At 60.8% G+C, this 19,836-nt stretch carries 16 protein-coding genes and 1 other RNA gene; 14 read left to right on the top strand and 3 right to left on the bottom strand.

Annotated features, from left to right (window positions below; genetic code table 11):
* Positions 1–18: 18 nt before the first annotated feature.
* The 3 genes from ffs (at position 19) to N434_RS02785 (ending at position 2,417) form a co-directional block, all read left to right on the top strand.
* Positions 19–115: signal recognition particle sRNA small type (gene ffs / locus N434_RS02775), an RNA gene on the top strand.
* Between the two features lie 79 nt (positions 116–194).
* Positions 195–2,069 (top strand): DNA polymerase III subunit gamma/tau, encoded by a 1,875-nt coding sequence (locus N434_RS02780; RefSeq protein WP_110755866.1) that lies wholly within the window; start codon positions 195–197, stop codon positions 2,067–2,069.
* A gap of 24 nt (positions 2,070–2,093) precedes the next feature.
* Positions 2,094–2,417 carry a YbaB/EbfC family nucleoid-associated protein gene (locus N434_RS02785; RefSeq protein ID WP_110755867.1) on the top strand — a complete coding sequence of 108 codons (324 nt, stop codon included), beginning with the start codon at positions 2,094–2,096 and terminating at the stop codon, positions 2,415–2,417.
* Positions 2,418–2,481: 64 nt separating this feature from the next.
* Here N434_RS02785 and N434_RS02790 read toward each other — a convergent pair whose 3' ends face one another.
* A complete protein-coding gene (locus N434_RS02790) occupies positions 2,482–3,117 on the bottom strand; it encodes an MOSC domain-containing protein (protein ID WP_181423851.1) in 636 nt (211 codons plus the stop codon).
* A 37-nt stretch (positions 3,118–3,154) separates the two neighbouring features.
* On the opposite strand from N434_RS02790, the gene recR reads away from it, so the two are divergent.
* Positions 3,155–3,760 (top strand): recombination mediator RecR, encoded by a 606-nt coding sequence (gene recR / locus N434_RS02795; protein ID WP_110755869.1) that lies wholly within the window; start codon positions 3,155–3,157, stop codon positions 3,758–3,760.
* A gap of 38 nt (positions 3,761–3,798) precedes the next feature.
* Positions 3,799–5,064, top strand: coding sequence for a lytic murein transglycosylase (locus N434_RS02800; protein ID WP_110755871.1), 1,266 nt, complete (start codon positions 3,799–3,801; stop codon positions 5,062–5,064).
* A 164-nt stretch (positions 5,065–5,228) separates the two neighbouring features.
* Here N434_RS02800 and N434_RS02805 read toward each other — a convergent pair whose 3' ends face one another.
* A complete protein-coding gene (locus tag N434_RS02805) occupies positions 5,229–6,857 on the bottom strand; it encodes an MFS transporter (protein ID WP_110755873.1) in 1,629 nt (542 codons plus the stop codon).
* A gap of 286 nt (positions 6,858–7,143) precedes the next feature.
* Here N434_RS02805 and rimP point away from each other — a divergent pair, with 286 nt between their 5' ends.
* The 9 genes from rimP (at position 7,144) to N434_RS02850 (ending at position 18,407) form a co-directional block, all read left to right on the top strand.
* The gene (rimP, locus tag N434_RS02810; protein WP_110755994.1) at positions 7,144–7,740 is read left to right on the top strand and encodes a ribosome maturation factor RimP; all 597 of its coding nucleotides are present in this window, start codon (positions 7,144–7,146) and stop codon (positions 7,738–7,740) included.
* 64 nt (positions 7,741–7,804) lie between these two features.
* Entirely contained in the window at positions 7,805–9,421 is a 1,617-nt protein-coding gene (gene nusA / locus N434_RS02815; RefSeq protein WP_110755876.1) for a transcription termination factor NusA, read from the top strand.
* A complete protein-coding gene (locus tag N434_RS02820) occupies positions 9,418–10,119 on the top strand; it encodes an RNA-binding protein (RefSeq protein ID WP_065114495.1) in 702 nt (233 codons plus the stop codon). The genes nusA and N434_RS02820 overlap by 4 nt, the downstream gene beginning before the upstream one ends.
* A 102-nt stretch (positions 10,120–10,221) precedes the next feature.
* A complete protein-coding gene (infB, locus tag N434_RS02825; RefSeq protein ID WP_065114494.1) occupies positions 10,222–12,954 on the top strand; it encodes a translation initiation factor IF-2 in 2,733 nt (910 codons plus the stop codon).
* Between the two features lie 75 nt (positions 12,955–13,029).
* The gene (rbfA, locus tag N434_RS02830) at positions 13,030–13,446 is read left to right on the top strand and encodes a 30S ribosome-binding factor RbfA (RefSeq protein ID WP_065114493.1); all 417 of its coding nucleotides are present in this window, start codon (positions 13,030–13,032) and stop codon (positions 13,444–13,446) included.
* Between the two features lie 3 nt (positions 13,447–13,449).
* Complete coding sequence (truB, locus tag N434_RS02835) at positions 13,450–14,397, top strand: tRNA pseudouridine(55) synthase TruB (protein ID WP_110755878.1); 948 nt, start codon at positions 13,450–13,452, stop codon at positions 14,395–14,397.
* A gap of 163 nt (positions 14,398–14,560) precedes the next feature.
* The gene (gene rpsO, locus N434_RS02840; RefSeq protein ID WP_003492949.1) at positions 14,561–14,830 is read left to right on the top strand and encodes a 30S ribosomal protein S15; all 270 of its coding nucleotides are present in this window, start codon (positions 14,561–14,563) and stop codon (positions 14,828–14,830) included.
* Positions 14,831–15,107: 277 nt separating this feature from the next.
* A complete protein-coding gene (gene pnp, locus N434_RS02845; protein WP_110755879.1) occupies positions 15,108–17,255 on the top strand; it encodes a polyribonucleotide nucleotidyltransferase in 2,148 nt (715 codons plus the stop codon).
* A gap of 135 nt (positions 17,256–17,390) precedes the next feature.
* On the top strand, positions 17,391–18,407 hold the full coding sequence (locus N434_RS02850) for a class I SAM-dependent methyltransferase (protein WP_110755881.1): 1,017 nt from the start codon (positions 17,391–17,393) through the stop codon (positions 18,405–18,407).
* 17 nt (positions 18,408–18,424) lie between these two features.
* Here N434_RS02850 and N434_RS02855 read toward each other — a convergent pair whose 3' ends face one another.
* The gene (locus N434_RS02855) at positions 18,425–19,369 is read right to left on the bottom strand and encodes an AEC family transporter (RefSeq protein WP_110755883.1); all 945 of its coding nucleotides are present in this window, start codon (positions 19,367–19,369) and stop codon (positions 18,425–18,427) included.
* Positions 19,370–19,836 lie beyond the last annotated feature (467 nt).

Below are 19,836 nucleotides of genomic sequence, written 5' to 3' on the forward strand. Positions count from 1 at the left end.
TGCCGATATGTGGCCCCGGGAGGTTGGTGGTGGACGAGCCACTCGCCAACCGGGTCAGGTCCGGAAGGAAGCAGCCCTAACGAGCCCGGCACGGGTCGCCGTGCCAGCCTCCCACCTTTTTAAAAGACGTGCTCAGCTTTCGCCGGGCCAGTTCAGCGCCCCAAGACAGACTGGCAAAACAAACTGGCGAGGCAATGAGCGATACTGTACCCACCACATCAAGCGAATCCCAGGTCGGGACCGGCTACCGGGTACTGGCGCGCAAGTATCGCCCCAAGGATTTTTCCGACCTGATGGTCGGCCAGGAGCCGATGGTCCGCACGCTGACCAACGCTTTCGAGACCGGGCGCATCGCACAGGCCTATATGCTGACCGGCGTTCGCGGCGTGGGCAAGACGACCACGGCCCGCATTCTCGCCCGCGCGCTGAATTATAAGACCGACACCATCGACAAGCCGACCATCGACCTGCGCATTCCCGGCGAACATTGCCAGGCGATCATGGAAGGCCGGCATGTCGACGTGATCGAGATGGACGCCGCCTCGCATACCGGCATCGACGATATTCGCGAGATCATCGAGCAGGTGCGCTATCGCCCGGTTTCGGCACGCTACAAGGTCTATATCATCGACGAAGTGCACATGCTGTCGACGCAGGCCTTCAACGGTCTTCTGAAAACCCTTGAAGAGCCGCCGGAACATGTGAAATTCATCTTCGCGACCACCGAAATCCGCAAGGTTCCGATCACCGTTCTGTCGCGGTGCCAGCGTTTCGACCTGCGCCGCATCAGCGCCGCCGATCTTGTCGGCCTGTTCACCGCCATTGCCGGTAAGGAGGGGTTTGACGCCGATCCGCAGGCACTGTCGATGATTGCGCGTGCGGCCGAAGGCTCTGCCCGTGACGGGCTTTCCCTTCTCGATCAGGCGATTGCCCATGGCGGCGGCCGGGTGGAGGCCGAAGCGGTGCGCGGCATGCTCGGCCTTGCCGACCGGGCGCGCATCGTCGATCTCTTCCAGCATGTCGTCAAAGGTGATGTCGCGGCCGCCCTTTCGGAATTCAACGGGCAATATGAGGCCGGCGCGAACCCTGTTGTGGTGCTGAACGACCTCGCCGATTTCACCCATCTCGTCACCCGCATGAAATATGTGCCCGACGCGGCGGAAGACCCCTCGCTTTCCGAGATCGAGCGCGTGCGTGGCGCGGAATTTGCCGAGACGATTGCGGTAACCGCGCTGTCGCGCATCTGGCAGATGCTGCTGAAGGGCATTCCGGAAACGGAAAATGCCTCGCGGCCCGCCGGTGCCGCTGAAATGGTGCTGATCCGGCTTTCGCACGCCGCCAATCTGCCAGCACCTGAAGATGCCGCGCGGCGCCTGCTGGAGCTTTCGAACGGTGACGGCGGTTACGCCAATGGCGGGCCTTCAGGCGGCGGCAATGGCGGTGGTGCGCGCGCCTATTCGTCAGGACAGACCGTGGCCGCGGGAAGACCTGTCGATCTTCCGGCCCAGCGCCAGACAGCACCGCAAACCTCCGCCGTGCTGCGCGCCGTCCCGGACAGCCGCCCGCAGGAGATGCAGGTCGCCCAACCGAAAACCGAAGAGCGGCCGGAACCGAAGGTTCCCGTCAATTCCCTGCAGGACATTGCCGATCTCTGCCAGAAAAACCGTGACCCCGTCATGCGGGCGAAGGTCCGCAATTTCGTGCGGCTGGTGCGGCTGGAACCCGGCCGGCTTGATATGCGCCTCGGCGAAGGCGCCCCCGGCTCTCTGCCCGGCGAACTTGGCGTGAAGTTGAAGGAATGGACCGGTATCCACTGGATCATCAGCCTCAGCAAGGAACAGGGCGAGCCGACCCTTGTGGAAGCCGAAGGCAACGCACGGGATGCCCGCCTTGTCGATGCGCGTCAGGACCCTGACGTTGCCGCCATTCTGGCGCAGTTTCCCGGCGCGAAAATCACCGACGTGCGCATCCGCGCCGCCGTGCAGGATGAGGCCGAAGACATCGCGCCGCCATCGGTTGCCGAATCGAGCGAAGGCGACATCCTTCCCGGCGACGACATCGAATTTTAAACAAAAAGAACAGGAGATTGGCACATGCGCGACATCATGGGCATGATGGGCAAGGTCAAGGAAATGCAGTCCAAGATGGAGAAGGTGCAGGAAGAAATCGCCGCCCTTGAAGTCGAAGGCAGGGCCGGCGGCGGTCTGGTGACCGTCATCCTCAACGGCAAGGGCGAAATGCGCGGCCTGAAAATCGATCCTTCGCTGTTCAAGGAAGACGAAGTGGAAATCCTCGAGGACCTGATCGTGGCTGCCCACAAGGACGCCAAGGACAAGGGCGAAGCGCAGGCACAGGAAAAGATGGCGGGCCTGACCGCCGGTCTGCCGCTGCCACCCGGCATGAAGCTGCCATTCTGATCGGCTGCCTGAAACCGATGGCGAGATGCCCTGGCTTTCGCCATCCCCCGCTTGAAGCTGGCTCTCAGGCTTCCAGCATGGCACGAAACCGGCTTGCAAGCGGCGTTTCGAGATAGGCCAAGCGCTCCGCCGCGTTAAGTTGCATGGGCCTGAAGCGCTGCAGAATGACCGGTATTGGCAGTTTCGTTCCCCGATGGGGCTTAAAGGCGATCTCCTCCCCGGCGGTGAGCATTCCGCCCTTCAACACCCGACAATAAAAACCCGGCTGGCCCGCCTGCCGGAAGCGCAGTGCAAAATCGGGATCGCCGATGCGGGCCGACAGAGTGGCGCAGGGAATGCGGGCGGCGGTTACCTCCAGTACGACTTCGCTGGCCGAGAACCTGTCACCCACATGGAGTTTTGCGCTGTCGACACCCGCCAGAACAAGGTTTTCGCCGAAAAATCCGGGTTCGACCGCAAAACCAAGGGTGCGGGACCAGAAATCGAGATCGGCGGAGCCCATGGCGTAAATCGCCTGATCCGGCCCGCCGTGATGTTTGCGGTTGCACACGGCATCGCTGACAATGCCTTCTGCATCCACCATGACCGGCCCTCGCACGGCGTGTTTGAAGATACCCGTCTTCACCGTCTTTCCCGGCAGTTTTTTTGCCTCGCCCAGGCATACCGCCTGTATTTTCATGAACTGCCCTTCGCGCTTCATGATTCCCGTTTCCCGATTTATGCAGTAGAAAGCCCCCATGGCAAAACGAGTCACCGGTCCCGAAATTGAAAAACTGATCCAGCTTCTGGCAAAAGTGCCAGGGCTCGGCCCCCGCTCGGCGCGGCGGGCGGCATTGCATCTCATCAAGAAGAAGGAACAGCTTCTCGGGCCGCTGGGCCATGCCATGGGCGAGGCCTATGACAAGGTGAAGATCTGCTCCTGCTGCGGCAATGTCGATACCATCGACCCCTGCACCGTCTGCGCCGATGACCGGCGCGACCAGTCGGTCATCATCGTGGTGGAAGATGTTTCGGATTTCTGGGCACTGGAACGGGCGGGCGCGATGAATACCGCCTATCACGTTCTGGGCGGCACGCTGTCACCACTCGACGGCGTCGGGCCGGAGGATCTGAACATCAAGGGGCTGATCGACCGCGTCAGCGCCGGTGGCATCCGTGAGCTTATCATCGCCGTCAATGCGACGGTGGAGGGACAGGCGACCGCTCACTATATCACCGACCGCCTCTCCGACCTCGGCATCAAGATCACGCGTCTGGCGCACGGCGTGCCGGTGGGCGGCGAACTTGACTATCTCGACGAGGGCACATTGACGGCGGCGCTTCGGGCGCGCACGACGATCTGAAGCCTCCCGCCCTCCCCGTCATTCAAAGAGGAGACCGAATGCGAAACCGATTTGCCTCTAAGGCACTGGCTGCCCTTCTTTCCGTTCTTCCAGCAACGACGGCTTTTGCGCAGTCGGTGCCGACCGGAGCGGCGGCAGCCCGATACAACGCCGATTTTAATGCCTGGCTGAAAAAGGAAATCTGGCCCGAGGCCCGCAAGGCCGGTATTTCGCAAAAGACGCTCGAAGCCGCACTCAGCGGTCTTTCGATCAACTGGAAGCTGCCAGATCTCGTCATTCCCGGCCAAAAGCCGCCAAAGGAACAGAGCCAGAGCCAGGCGGAATTCTCCTCGCCGGGTGCCTATTTCTCCGAGAAGCGATTGCAGGGGCTTGCCGGCACCGGCCGGTCGCTTGCGGCGACACATGCGGCAACGCTTCGCAGGATCGAGGCGAAATACGGCGTGCCCGGCAATATCGTCGTTGCAATATGGGGCCGAGAATCCGGTTTCGGCCGGGCGAAACTGCCGCATTCCGTAGTCGATGTGCTGGCGACGAAGGCCTATATGTCGACCCGCAGGCAAATGTTCCGCGCCGAGTTGATCGACGCGCTGAAGATCGTTGAAAGCGGTGATATCGCAGCCTCACGCATGATGGGCTCCTGGGCCGGCGCGCTCGGGCAGCCACAATTCATGCCGTCAAGCTATCTGAAATATGCGGTCGATTTCGATGGCGACGGCCACCGCGATATCTGGAATTCCGTACCGGATGCGCTGGCATCCATAGCAAACTATCTTTCTCAGCGCGGCTGGCAGCGAAACCGCGACTGGGGTTTCGAAGTCTCTATCCCCGCCAATGTCTCCTGCGCGCAGGAAGGCCCTGATCTTGCCCGGCCGGTGGCCGACTGGGCAAAGATGGGCATTACTCGCATTACGGACAAAGCCTTTCCGGCCAATGACCTTACCGCCGACGGCATGATGCTGGTGCCGGCCGGGCGGCACGGGCCGGAATTCGTGGTGACGCCGAATTTCTACGTCATCAAGGAATACAATAATTCCGATCTCTATGCGCTCTTCATCGGCAATCTCGCCGACCGCATCGCCCATGGGGCAGGACCATTCAAGGCCGAATGGGGCAATGTCGGATCGATGCTGCGATCCGATGTTCTGGCCATGCAGAAAGCGCTGGTTGCCAAGGGATACGATGTCGGCAAGGCGGATGGGCTGGCAGGCTTCAAGACGCGCCGGTCGCTTGGCGACTGGCAGGCGAAAAACGGCCTTGCACCGACGTGTTTTCCAGACGCTACGCTGAAAGCGAAGCTGAAGTAGCAGGTTGGCGGCGAAGCGCTAAGTTCTCTTCCGTCATGCTCGGGCCTGTCCCGAGCATCTGCAACCGATTGATTTTACGATACGTGATTGGATACTCGGGACGGGCCCGAGAATGACCGGCAGTGCCTGACAAATGTGTCACCACTCTCCTGACCCCCAGCCCCTCAATGCTGGTCGGTATGGGGCTTGTGGAAGATATCATCGGTCGGCGGGATGGTTTGCCGCTCGATCATCCGATGCACCCGCGGCCGCGTCTTGCCGCGGTGGAGTTCGAGCAGCCGGTCCCAGGCCTCCGCATCCGCCTGGGTGCGGCGGTGGTTGTGGCGGACATATTCCACCCATGTCGGCACATGGTAGCTTTCCGTCCAGATGTCAGGATTTTCGAGATCGCGCATCAGGTTCCAGTTGCGCGCGCCATCTCTCAGTCTGATGCGGCGGCGCTCGGCCATCAGCGGCAGGAATTCGCCGAGGTCCTCGTCATGGATTTCGTAATCGATGAGAATGGCGATCGGACCGCTGCGCGGCTTGATATCCAGCCTCAGCGGCGGCTCCACAAAGCGGTTGAGCGGATCGAGATTGAGCGAGGCGAAAGCCGGCATGGCGAGCTTGAGGCCGACGACAACGCCGAGCAGCATCAGCGCACATGAACAGAGTAGCGAATAGGAAATGCCGTAATCTTCCGCCAGCTCGCCCCACAGCCAGCTGCCGACGGCAATGCCGCCAAAGGTCAGCGTCTGGTAGAGCGACAGCGCCCGGCCGACCACCCAGCGCGGTGTGGAAAGCTGGACGATGGTGTTGAACAGGGAAAGCGCGAGAACCCAGCAGGCGCCGGCAACGGTCAGGACGAGTGAGGTGATGATCGCGCTCGTGCTCAATGCCGTCACGCCGGAACTGAAGGCAAAGCCTAAAAAGGCGACGCGAACGATCCATTCACTGGACAGGACCTCACGCAATCTCGCACTGACCAGCGCGCCGCCAATGGCGCCGACGCCGAAAGCACCCAGCATGACGCCATAGGTGAGCGGGCCGCCTTCGACCAGATCGCGGGCGACAATGGGCATCAAGGCAAGGATGGCACTGGCGGAAAGGCCGAAGAGAAAGCCGCGCACCAGCACCTTGCCGATATTGGGCGACATCGCCACATAACGCATGCCGGCCGAAATGGCGGCCAGAAGCTGCTCACGCGGCAGGGTCGAGGCATATTTGGGCGGCTGCCAGCGAAACAGGGCGTAGATGAGGGTGAAATAGCTGAGCGCATTGACGAAAAACGCGGCGGCGGCACCGGCCGCAGCGACGATGATGCCGCCGATCGCCGGGCCGACGCTGCGGGTGATGTTGAAGCCGACGCTGTTGAGCGTCACGGCGGCGGGCAGATCCTCGCGCGGCACCATCTCGCCGACCGAGGCCTGCCAGGACGGATTGTTGAGCGCCGTGCCGCAACCGATCATGAAGGTGAAGAACAGCAGAAGCCAGGGCGTGAGCCAGCCGGACCAGGCAAAGACGGTCAGCAGCACGGAGGCCGTCAGCATCAGCAGCTGCGCCGAAATCATGATGCGCCGGCGGTCGAAACTATCGGCCAGCGCGCCTGAAATCAGCGAGAACAGCATGATTGGCAGCGAGGTGGAAGCCTGCACCAGCGCGATCATGTTTTCCGAACTGGAAAGCGAAGTCATCATCCAGGCAGCGCCCACCGCCTGGATCAGTCCACCGAAATTCGAGGCAAGGCTCGCAAACCAGATTCGTCTGTAAGTCAAATGCCTTAAAGGCGCGAGTGGCGATTTACGGTCAGGCACGCTCTGTCCACTTATGCAACTGCGATTTGTCAAACGGCAACTATAGACAGTGCCGGAAATCATGCCAGCCTTTCCGACACGGTGTGGGTGAAAATATGGCCGGGGCTGCCACTGAAGCGTGGCTACCCGCGAAAACCTTGCAATCCTGCCCCGATGGGTCTATATGACCCCTGAAATTCTTGATCGCTTGATGAAGAGTGGGGCCGCGAGGCTCCGCTCTTTTTCGTTAGGCGAACCGGAAACCACGGGCAAAAAGCCCGATGAACATCAAAGACCGGAAGGCCAGATGGCAGACACCGCACAAGAACCGCGACTGATAACCGAAACGGGCATCGACCAGCGCATTGCCGAGATCATCGAGCCTGTTCTGACGGGCATGGGATATCTTCTGGTGCGCGTGCGGCTCTCCAACCAGAACGGCATGACGCTTCAGGTGATGGCCGAGCGTGAAGACGGCACAATGACCGTCGAGGACTGCGAAGCCGTCTCAATGGCGATTTCACCGGTTCTTGATGTGGAAGATCCGGTCGATAAAGCGTATCATCTCGAAGTTTCCTCGCCCGGCATCGACCGGCCGATGGTTCGCAAATCGGATTTCACCCGCTGGCAGGGCCATCTGGTGAAGGTCGAAACCTCCATTCTGGTCGAGAACCGCAAGCGGTTTCGCGGCAAGATCGTCGAGGTCGATGCGGACGGCTTCAAGCTGGAACGCGATCAGATCGCCTATGGCGAGGAACCGACAGTCATCATTCCGTTCAGCGCGCTTTCCGATGCGAAGCTCATTCTGACGGACGATCTTATTCGTGATGCGCTGCGGGCAGACAAGGCGGCAAAGGCCGCCGCCGCAAACCAGAACGACGAAAACGAAGCAGACGAAAACTAATTCCAACGTAAAGCCCGAAAACAAGGGCGAACCCCGCAATCATGCGACTTACGGAGACAGAAAAATGGCAGTGAGTGCTAACCGGCTTGAGCTTCTGCAGATCGCCGATGCTGTGGCGCGCGAAAAGGTCATCGACCGCGAAATCGTGCTTGCCGCAATGGCCGACGCTATCCAGAAAGCCGCCCGCTCGCGCTATGGTTCGGAAACCAACATCCGCGCCGACATCAACTCCAAGACCGGCGAAATCCGCCTGCAGCGTCTTCTGGAAGTTGTCGAAGCCGCTGAGGATTATTCGACCCAGATCCCGCTGGAGCTGGCCCGCGACCGCAACCCGGACGCCAAGCTCGGCGATTTCATCGCCGATCCGCTGCCGCCGATGGATTTCGGCCGTATCGCCGCCCAGTCCGCCAAGCAGGTCATCGTGCAGAAGGTGCGCGAAGCCGAGCGTGACCGTCAGTATGACGAGTTCAAGGACCGTATCGGCGAAATCGTCAACGGCACCGTCAAGCGCGTCGAATACGGCAATGTCATCGTCGATCTCGGCCGTGGCGAAGGCATCATTCGTCGCGACGAGATGATCCCGCGGGAAAACATGCGCTACGGCGACCGCGTGCGCGCCTACGTCTACGACGTTCGCCGCGAACAGCGCGGCCCGCAAATTTTCCTGTCGCGTACCCATCCGCAGTTCATGGTGAAGCTCTTCACCATGGAAGTTCCTGAGATCTACGACGGCATCATCCAGATCAAGTCGGTTGCCCGTGATCCGGGTTCGCGCGCCAAGATCGCCGTTATCTCGAACGATAGCTCGATCGATCCGGTCGGCGCCTGCGTCGGTATGCGCGGTTCGCGCGTCCAGGCCGTTGTCGGCGAACTCCAGGGCGAGAAGATCGACATCATTCCGTGGAGCCAGGAACCGGCTTCCTTCATCGTCAACGCCCTGCAGCCGGCGGAAGTCGCCAAGGTCGTTCTGGATGAAGAGTCCGAGCGCATCGAAGTTGTGGTTCCCGACGAGCAGCTGTCGCTCGCCATCGGCCGCCGCGGCCAGAACGTGCGTCTGGCATCGCAGCTCACCGGCTGGGATATCGACATCATGACCGAGCAGGAAGAATCCGAGCGCCGCCAGAAGGAATTCAACGAGCGCACGGCACTCTTCATGGACGCCCTCGACGTCGACGAAATGGTTGGCCAGGTTCTGGCCTCCGAAGGCTTCGCGCAGGTCGAAGAACTGGCCTATGTCGATCTCGGCGAAATTTCCTCGATCGACGGCTTCGACGAAGACACTGCCGACGAAATCCAGACTCGCGCCCGCGAATATCTGGAACGCCTGGAAGCCGAAATGGACGCCAAGCGCAAGGAACTCGGCGTTACCGACGAGCTGCGCCAGATCGACGGCCTGACCTCGCAGATGATGGTGGCGCTCGGTGAAGACGGCATCAAGACCATCGAGGACTTTGCCGGTTGCGCGGCAGACGACCTGGTCGGCTGGAGCGAGCGCAAGGACGGCGAGACCAAGAAGTTCGAAGGCATTTTCTCCAAGCTCGACGTTTCGCGCGTCGAGGCCGAGAACATGGTGGTGCAGGCCCGTCTTCTGGCAGGCTGGATCACCGCCGAAGAGCTTGCTTCCGCAGAGGAAGCCGATCTTGAGGCTACCGAGGAGGCGGATACCGCCGAACAGGAATGACATCGCAGGCGCATGAGCCGGACGAGTTGCCCGAAACGGATGATGACGGGCGGCTCAAAGGCGACGCCAATGGGCGTATGTGCATTGTGACACGGCAGAGCGGATCACCCGACGAGTTGATCCGTTTCGTCGCAGGCCCGGACGGCAGCGTCGTTCCGGATCTGAAACGCCAATTGCCGGGGCGCGGCTGCTGGGTGACACCCGAGCGCGCCCTGATCGAGAAGGCCATCGCGAAGAAGCTCTTCGCACGGGCTCTCAAACGCGACGTCAAGGCCGGGCCGGAGCTTCTTACTCTTCTCGATCGGCTGATGGCGCAGCAGCTTGCCGGAATGATGAACATGGCGCGCAAGGCGGGCCAGTTCATCAGCGGCGCGATGAAAGTCGATGCTGCGGTACGATCCGGGAACGCGATTGCCGTGTTCCACGCGACCGATGCTGCAGCCGACGGCGTGAGAAAACTGGACCAGGCCCGCAAGGCCTGGGCGCTCGGCAGCGATGCCGGCAATGAAATTCCGTCCTTCCGGCTCTTCAGCGGAGCCGAAATGGACGAGTTGATGGGCCAGAATGCTTTTATCCATGCTTGCGCGCTTGCGGGGCAGGCGGGTGAGGGTGTAGTGAAGCGCGCAACGATGCTTGAGCAGTACCGCCCTGGCGGTCGATCTCAGGCGGAACGCGACGCTGCCCGGACAGAACAATGACGCGGTTAACCGACATGAACGGTCGCCGCGTTCCGATGCAGCAATTGAACGACGAGACCTGATGGACGTCATCCGGTTCTCGTCCGAAGGAACGGGAACGGAATGACCGACAACAACGACGACAAGACACTCAACGCGCCGGCCAAGAAGACTCTCACCCTCAAACCGGGCGGGATGAATCAGGGCACCGTGCGGCAGGATATGGGTCGAGGTCGCACAAATGCGGTTGTCGTGGAAACACGCAAGCGCCGCCCCATGCGTCCTGAAGACGAGAAGCAGGTTCATTCGGTTGCAGCACCGGCTCCGAAGCCGGCCGCCCCTGCCCCCGCGGCACCGCGTCCGCAGGCTCCGCAGCAGCGCATCCATCAGCCCAGCGGCCAGCAGCAGCGTCCGGGTTCCTCCCAGCCGCAGCAGCGTCCCGGCTCGTCCGCACCGCAGCAGCGCCAGCCCGAGCGCCCGCGTGGCAATGTCCTGCACGATCTGTCCGCCGGCGAGATGGAAGCCCGTCGCCGCGCACTGATGGAAGCACAGGCGCGCGACGTGATCGAAGCCAAGCAGCGTGCCGAAGATGAAGCACGCCGCAAGGTCGAGGAAGAACGCCGCATCGCCGCTGAGAAGGAAGAGGCTGCACGCCGTGCCGCCGAAGAAGCTGCAGCCGCCAAGGTAGCGGCAAGCCAGCCGGCCGCGGAAGCGAAATCCGAACCGGCCGCTGAAAAGCCGGCTACCGTTGCTCAGCCGGCGCAGCGCGCCGAGGCTCGCCCTCAGGCAGCCGCCGCCCCTGCCCGCGCAACACCCGAAACCGCCGCTCCGCGCGGACGCCGTGCCGATGGTGAGGACGAGGATGATCGCGGTGCACGCCGTGGCAATCTTCCGGTCCGTGGCAAGGTCGCCGCACCTGCGCCGGCAAAGCCGGCTGCTCGCCTGAAGACGGAAGAAGAACGCCGTCGCGGCAAGCTGACCGTCACCTCATCCAATCTGGATGAAGACGGTACGCCGCGCGGCCGCTCCATGGCATCCATGCGTCGCCGGCAGGAGAAGTTCCGCCGCAGCCAGATGCAGGAAACCCGTGAAAAGGTCATGCGCGAAGTGATCCTGCCGGAAACCATCACCATTCAGGAACTGTCGCAGCGTATGTCCGAACGCGCCGTCGACGTCATCAAGTTCCTGATGAAGGAAGGCCAGATGATGAAGCCGGGCGACGTGATCGACGCCGATCTGGCTGAACTGATCGCGGTCGAATTCGGCCACACCGTCAAGCGCGTTTCCGAATCCGACGTCGAAGAAGGCATCTTCAACCAGACGGATGACGAAGGCGAAATGCTGCCGCGTCCGCCTGTTGTCACGATCATGGGCCACGTCGACCACGGCAAGACCTCGCTTCTCGACGCGATCCGTCAGGCCAACGTCGTTGCCGGCGAAGCCGGTGGCATCACCCAGCATATCGGCGCCTATCAGGTCGAAAAGAATGGTCAGAAGATCACCTTCATCGACACCCCCGGCCACGCCGCCTTCACGGCCATGCGTGCCCGTGGCGCGCAGGCGACGGATATTGCCGTTCTGGTGGTTGCCGCAGACGACAGCGTGATGCCGCAGACGATCGAGTCCATCAACCATGCCAAGGCGGCCGGCGTTCCGATCGTCGTTGCGATCAACAAGATCGACAAGCACGAGGCAAACCCGGAAAAGGTTCGCCAGCAGCTGCTTCAGCACGAAGTCTTCGTGGAATCGATGGGCGGTGAAGTTCTCGACGTCGAAGTTTCGGCCAAGAACAAGCTGAACCTCGACAAGCTGCTCGAAGCCATCCTGCTTCAGGCGGAAATCCTCGATCTCAAGGCCAATCCGAACCGCACGGCGGAAGGTACGGTCATCGAAGCCGAGCTCGACCGTGGCCGCGGCGCCGTCGCTACCGTTCTGGTGCAGAAGGGCACGCTGAAGCCTGGCCAGATCATCGTTGCCGGCGACCAGTGGGGCCGCGTTCGCGCACTCGTCAACGACAAGGGCGAACACGTCAAGGAAGCCGGTCCGGCCATGCCTGTCGAGATTCTCGGTCTTTCCGGCACGCCGTCTGCCGGTGACCGTTTCGCGGTTGTCGAAAACGAAAGCCGTGCTCGCGAGATTTCCGAGTACCGCCAGCGTCTGGCACGCGACAAGGCTGTCGCACGTCAGACGGGCCAGCGCGGTTCGCTGGAACAGATGATGAGCCAGTTGCAGACTTCGGGAATGAAGGAATTCCCGCTGGTCATCAAGGCAGACGTGCAGGGTTCGGTCGAAGCCATTATCGCTTCGCTCGACAAGCTCGGCACCGACGAAGTCCGCGCTCGTATCGTTCACTCGGGTGCTGGCGCCATCACGGAATCGGATATCTCGCTTGCCGAGGCATCCAACGCCGCGATCATCGGCTTCAACGTTCGCGCCAACGCACAGGCACGTACGGCTTCCGAACGCGCCGGCATCGAGATTCGCTATTACAACATCATCTACGATCTGGTGGATGACGTTAAGGCGGCGATGTCGGGCCTCCTGTCGCCGGAGCGTCGCGAGACCTTCCTCGGCAATGCCGAAATTCTCGAGGTGTTCAACATCACCAAGGTCGGCAAGGTCGCGGGTTGCCGCGTCGTCGAGGGCAAGGTGGAACGTGGTGCAGGTGTCCGTCTGGTGCGCGACAACGTCGTCATCCACGAAGGCAAGCTCAAGACCCTCAAGCGCTTCAAGGACGAAGTCAACGAAGTGCCGGTTGGTCAGGAGTGCGGTATGGCATTCGAAAACTACGAAGACATCCGCGCCGGCGACACCATCGAGTGCTTCCGCGTCGAACACATCACGAGAACGCTCTAAGCGTTCTCGCCGCAAAACAGGAATTTACTGTCGGGCGCCGGCTTACCGGCGCTCGCTCCGTTTGAGGCATTACCCATGGCAAAAGCAACATCATCGGCCCCTTCGCAACGCATGCTGCGTGTTGGCGAACAGGTGCGCGCCGCCCTTACCCAGATTCTCCAGCGCGGCGAAATCCGCGACGATCTGATCGAAAGCACCGTCATTTCCATTTCGGAAGTGCGCATGTCGCCGGATCTCAAGATCGCCACCGCTTACGTGACGCCGCTTGGCGTTGCCGACCACACCGACATCATCACCGCGCTCAACCGCCATGCCAAATTCATGCGCGGCCGTCTCGGACCCCAGCTTCGGCAGATGAAATACATGCCGGAACTGCGCTTCCGCGACGATACGAGTTTCGACAATTACCAGAAGATCGACGCGCTTCTGCGCTCGCCCGAAGTGCAGCGCGATCTTGGACCTTCGAACGAAAAAGACGACGAACAGAACTGAAGCATGTCCAAACCACGCAAACAGCAGAACCGCAAACCCAAAGGCCGCCCGATTTCCGGCTGGCTCATTCTCGACAAGCCGCTGGATTTCGGCTCGACCGAGGCCGTTTCCAAGATCAAGTGGCTGTTCAACGCCCAGAAGGCGGGCCATGCTGGCACGCTCGATCCGCTCGCTTCCGGCATGCTGCCGATCGCGCTCGGCGATGCCACCAAGACCGTGCCCTATGTCATGGACGGCCGGAAGATTTATGAATTCACTGTCACCTGGGGCGAACAGCGCACGACAGACGATCTCGAGGGTGAGGTGGTCGAGTCTTCCGATCAGCGCCCGGACGAGCAGGCGATCCGCGATATTCTGCCGAATTATACCGGTGTGATCCTGCAGACGCCGCCGCAATTTTCCGCCATCAAGATCGCCGGCGAGCGCGCCTATGATCTGGCGCGTGACGGCGAGACGGTGGAAATTCCCGCGCGTGAGGTGGAAATCCATCGCCTGACACTGCTTGCCTGTCCCGACGCCGATACTGCGCATTTCGAAGTGGAATGCGGCAAGGGCACCTATGTGCGGGCGCTGGCACGCGATATGGGCCGCGATCTCGGCTGTTTCGGCCATATTTCGGAACTGCGCCGCACCATGGTCGCGCCCTTCGGCGAAGACATGATGGTGCCGCTCGAAACCCTGACGGCACTGGAGGCCGTGGAGGACCGCGACGAACGGCTGGCGGCGCTGGATGCCTTCCTGATCGACACGGCAGAGGCGCTTTCCGCCCTTCCCCGCCTCATCATCAACGACGATCAGGCGCACAGGCTGAAAATGGGCAACCCCATCCTGCTGCGCGGGCGCGACGCACCGGCCAATCATCCCGAGGCCTATGCCACCGCGCATGGCAAACTGGTTGCCATCGGCGAGATCGGCGAAGGCGAATTCCGGCCGAAGCGCGTTTTCGGCTAAATCAAGGCTCGGGAGGCGCTGTCAATCGCCTCTTTCAATTGCACCCGGAATAGTTTATAGGCAGCGCCAGCTTGGGCTTTGCCTATGCTGCTGAATGGCCAGAGCTGGACGACATCCCGGCTTTAGGCGTCCCATTTTTCCTTAAAACAGAAAGGATCGTCCGATGTCGATTACTGCAGAACGCAAAGCCGCCCTCATCAAGGAATATGCCACGAAGGAAGGCGACACCGGTTCTCCGGAAGTTCAGGTCGCTATCCTGACCGAGCGGATCAACAACCTGACCGGTCACTTCAAGGACCACAAGAAGGACAACCACTCCCGTCGTGGCCTTCTGACGCTGGTTTCGAGCCGTCGTTCGCTTCTCGACTATCTGAAGAAGAAGGACGAAGCCCGTTACTCCAAGCTGATCGGTGCTCTCGGCATTCGCCGCTAATAACGTCTCCGGCGGGTTTCACAACGATGCCCGCCGGTTTTTATATCCGGCCTTTTCAGGCCACGTGAATTTCCGGGCGTTCGCCGCTGATGTGGCCCCGGACGATAAGGGTGAACCGGATGGGCCGGTGCCTCCTTTTCAACCGCAGACCTGTCATGGGGCAGGATTGCCGGATGCTTGCCTGTCGAAAGCCTCCCGCTGTCTTGCCCGTGATTAAGTCACAGCGCTGCCACCGCCGGCACGATGCCGGAGCGGCAGCCACAACCAAGGACAAGATATGTTCAATCAACACTCCGTGGAAATCGAATGGGCAGGCCGCCCGCTGAAGCTCGAGACCGGCAAGGTCGCCCGTCAGGCTGATGGCGCCGTCATCGCAACCTACGGCGAGACGATGGTTCTCGCGACCGTGGTTTCCGCAAAGTCTCCGAAGCCGGGTCAGGACTTCTTCCCGCTCACCGTCAACTACCAGGAAAAGACCTACGCAGCCGGCAAGATCCCCGGCGGCTACTTCAAGCGCGAAGGCCGCCCGAGCGAAAACGAGACCCTCGTTTCGCGCCTGATCGACCGTCCGATCCGCCCGCTTTTCCCTGAAGGCTACAAGAACGACACGCAGGTTGTCGTGACCGTCATCCAGCACGATCTGGAAAACAACCCCGACATTCTGTCGATGGTCGCCACTTCGGCAGCGCTGACCCTTTCGGGCATTCCGTTCATGGGTCCGATCGGCGGCGCGCGCGTTGGTTACATCAACGGCGAATATGTTCTGAACCCGCATCTGGACGAGATGGACGAATCCACGCTCGATCTGGTTGTCGCCGGCACCTCCGACGCCGTTCTGATGGTTGAATCGGAAGCCAAGGAACTCAACGAAGACGTCATGCTCGGCGCCGTCATGTTCGGCCACAAGGGCTTCCAGCCGGTTATCGACGCGATCATCAAACTCGCCGAAGTTGCCGCCAAGGAACCCCGTGAATTCGAACCGGAAGATTTCTCCGCGCTCGAAAACGAGATGCTGGGCCTGGCCGAAGCCGAACTGCGCGACGCCTACAAGATCACCGAAAAGGCTGCCCGTTACGCTGCCGTCGACGCCGTGAAGGCGAAGGTGAAGGCACACTTCCTGCCGGAAGAAGGCGAAGCCAAATACACGCCGGAAGAAATCGGCGCTGTCTTCAAGCACCTTCAGGCAAAGATCGTTCGCTGGAACGTTCTCGACACCAAGAGCCGTATCGATGGCCGCGACCTGTCGACCGTTCGTCCGATCATCTCGGAAGTCGGCCTGCTGCCGCGCACCCATGGTTCGGCGCTGTTCACCCGCGGTGAAACCCAGGCGATCGTTGTTGCGACGCTCGGCACCGGCGAAGACGAACAGTATGTCGACAGCCTGACCGGCATGTACAAGGAACGCTTCCTGCTGCACTACAACTTCCCGCCTTACTCGGTCGGTGAAACAGGCCGCATGGGTTCCCCGGGTCGTCGCGAAATCGGTCACGGCAAGCTCGCATGGCGCGCTATCCGCCCGATGCTGCCGACGGCGGAACAGTTCCCCTATACGCTGCGCGTCGTTTCCGAAATCACCGAATCCAACGGCTCCTCGTCGATGGCAACGGTTTGCGGCACCTCGCTTGCACTGATGGATGCCGGCGTTCCGCTGGCCAAGCCAGTTGCCGGTATCGCCATGGGCCTCATCCTCGAAGGCGAGCGCTTTGCGGTTCTCTCCGACATTCTCGGTGACGAAGACCACCTCGGCGACATGGACTTCAAGGTTGCGGGTACGGCCGACGGCATCACCTCGCTGCAGATGGACATCAAGATCGCCGGTATCACCGAAGAGATCATGAAGATCGCTCTGGAACAGGCTCAGGGTGGCCGCAAGCACATTCTCGGCGAAATGGCCAATGCCATCACCGAGAGCCGCAGCCAGCTCGGCGAATTCGCACCGCGCATCGAAGTCATGAACATTCCGGTCGACAAGATCCGTGAAGTCATCGGTTCCGGCGGCAAGGTCATTCGCGAAATCGTCGAAAAGACCGGCGCGAAGATCAACATCGAAGACGACGGCACCGTCAAGATCGCTTCTTCTTCCGGCAAGGAAATCGAAGCGGCCCGCAAGTGGATTCACTCCATCGTTGCTGAACCGGAAGTCGGCCAGATCTACGAAGGCACGGTCGTGAAGACCGCCGACTTCGGCGCTTTCGTCAACTTCTTCGGCGCCCGTGACGGCCTCGTCCACATCTCGCAGCTCGCTTCCGAGCGAGTCGCCAAGACCTCCGACGTCGTCAAGGAAGGCGACAAGGTCTGGGTCAAGCTGATGGGCTTCGACGAGCGTGGCAAGGTTCGCCTGTCCATGAAGGTTGTCGACCAGGCAACCGGCAAGGAAGTCGCTGCCGACAAGAAGAAGGAAGACGGCGAAGCCGCTGCCGAATAAGGCCGCGCCGCCAGACCCTATCGAGGCGCGGGTTTTGCCCGCGCCTTTTTTTCGTTTTTGTTATCGTTTGTCTTTTCGGGAAAACCGGTTTCCACTTTTCCCTGACAAACTCCATCCTACCTCGAGGACGCTCCCATGAGCCGTGACGCCGTGAAAACCCTTTTCCATCCCTTTGCCTCCGACATGCTTGCCATGCCGAAAGAGGGCGAACGCGTTCTGTTTCTGGGAGCGGAAGCCGGTCCGCGGCTGGATGGTTTCGACGCGGAGATCGTTGCGGTTCAGCATCTTCGGCCGCTTTACCGGGCCCTTGAGGCTCAGGGCGCGAAGGTCACCCCGGATGTTTCGGGCGAAGATTACGATGCGGCGCTGCTGCTTTGCGGCAAACATCGTGGCGAGAACGAAAACCGTGTCGCCGAAGCACTTTCGCGGGTGAAGGCCGGAGGCCTGATCGTCGCAGCCGGATCGAAGGAAGACGGTATTCTGACGCTGCGCAAGACACTGACGAAGCTCGGCATCGAGACGGAATCGACGCCGAAATATCACGGCGTCGCGCTCTGGTTCAAACGGCCGGACGATGTCTCGACCGCTGTCTCCAAGCTTGCCCAAAAGCCTGCGACGGTGGAAGGTCGCTTCACCGCCCTGCCCGGCATGTTCTCGCATGATCGTGTGGATGACGGCTCGGAGCTGCTCGCATCGCGCCTGCCGACCGACTTCGACGGCAATGCCGCCGATTTTGGCGCAGGCTGGGGTTATCTCTCCATCATGCTGGCGGAAAAATCGCCGCGCACCGCTCGCATCGACCTTTTCGAAGCGGACTGGAACGCGCTGGAATTCGCCAAGACCAATCTTCTCGAAAACAATCCGCGTCTGACGACGCGCTTCTTCTGGCAGGACCTGGCAAACGAGCCGCCGAAGGAAAAATACGACTTGATCATCATGAACCCGCCTTTCCATGCGGCGGGACAGGCGGCAGAACCTGCCCTCGGTCAGGCCTTCATAAAGGCTGCCGCCGGCGCGCTGCGCAGCGGTGGCAAGCTGCTGATGGTCGCCAATCGCGGCATGCCCTATGAGCCGGTGCTCGCGGCTGAATTCCGCACCAGCACTGAAGTGTGCCGCAACGCCCGCTTCAAGATTCTGAGCGCACAGAAATAATCAGCTCGACAGAATAATCAGCTCAACAGCCATGCCCACAGCGACACGGAAAGAACGCCGGTCGCCGTGGAAATGCTGATGGTGGAGGCCGCAACGCTGTGGCCGATACCGAAGCGGTTGGCAATCAGCCAGGCATTCACCCCTGTCGGAACCGATGAGGTGAGAACAAGCGCCGCCGTCCATTCGCGGCTGAGGCCGAGAGCATGGCCCATGGCCCATACACAGGCGGGCAGCAGCAGCAGCTTGAAAACCGTCATGGTGACGGCAATGCCCATATTGCCGCGAATGGTATATTTCGTCAGCGCCATGCCAAGCGAGATAAGCGCCGCCGGCCCCGCCATGGAAGCGATCTGATCAACCACGGTTTTCAGGATCGGTGTCGGTGTTACACCGGAAACATTGGTTGAAAGCCCAATGAAAAGTCCGATCACCAGCGGATTGGTGACGAGATTGCGGCCCACTTGTTTAAACACCGCCGCCATACCCCGCTTTTCGCCGCCAACCGCCTTGTGCGTGGCATTTTCCATCAGGATCGTACCGGCGATCATCATGACCGGCAGATGGATGGCGAGCAGGATGGAGAGAGCCACCAGCCCCTCATCCCCCACGGAACGCCCGACCAGCGGCAGGCCGATGAAGATATTGTTGGCAAAGGCCGAAGAAATGCCGGCGATGACGGCGATGCGAACATCCTGCTTGAAGACATAACGGGTGACGATATGCCCGACCGTCCAGGTGACGGCCACGCCGGCGAAATAGGTGATCCAGAGCCGGAAAGGCGATGCGCCATGGAAATTCGCTTCCGCAAGCGTGCGGAAGATCAAGGTCGGCACCGCGATCTTGAACACGAAATCGCTGAGGATATCGCCGGCATCGGCCCTGAACAGGCCGGCCTTGACTGTCAGCCAGCCGATCAGGATGAGAATGAAAATCGGGGCGACATTCGCGGCAACGGCAGACATGGAGGGAAAGCTTTCGCGGCTTTTGCGGGGAGATACTCCGCTTTAGAGCCTTTTCCCCGGGAATGGAATCGCGAAAACGCCCCACCTGCCTGTTTTCGTCAAATAGGGGTACGCGCCATATGGTGGCTGTGGGGAACCGTCGTCGAACGCACGACTTGCAACACGCAAAGTCCCGTACGTGAAGACATCCGCGCAAAAGAAAAAGCGGGGTCTCCCCCGCCTTTTATGTCCGTTATATGCCGCCAGTACATCCGTGGCGGAGATAACGGTTGAGCCAGAAGACCATCATGTCTCCCATTCCGGTACGTACTCACATACCTTTTGCTCTGCGGAAAGGAATAACTTAACCACATTACAGGCAGATGACGCGTTTTCGCCGGCCGGGGCGAACCGCATATTTTCCCTTTGGGCTTTTCTTGCCGCCAGAAATGTTTAAGACCTTTCGAAAAATACGCGCACGCCGTGCG

Origin of the sequence: Rhizobium sp. UGM030330-04 (assembly GCF_003208455.1) — a bacterium.
Taxonomy (GTDB): Bacteria; Pseudomonadota; Alphaproteobacteria; order Rhizobiales; family Rhizobiaceae; genus Agrobacterium; species Agrobacterium rhizogenes_A.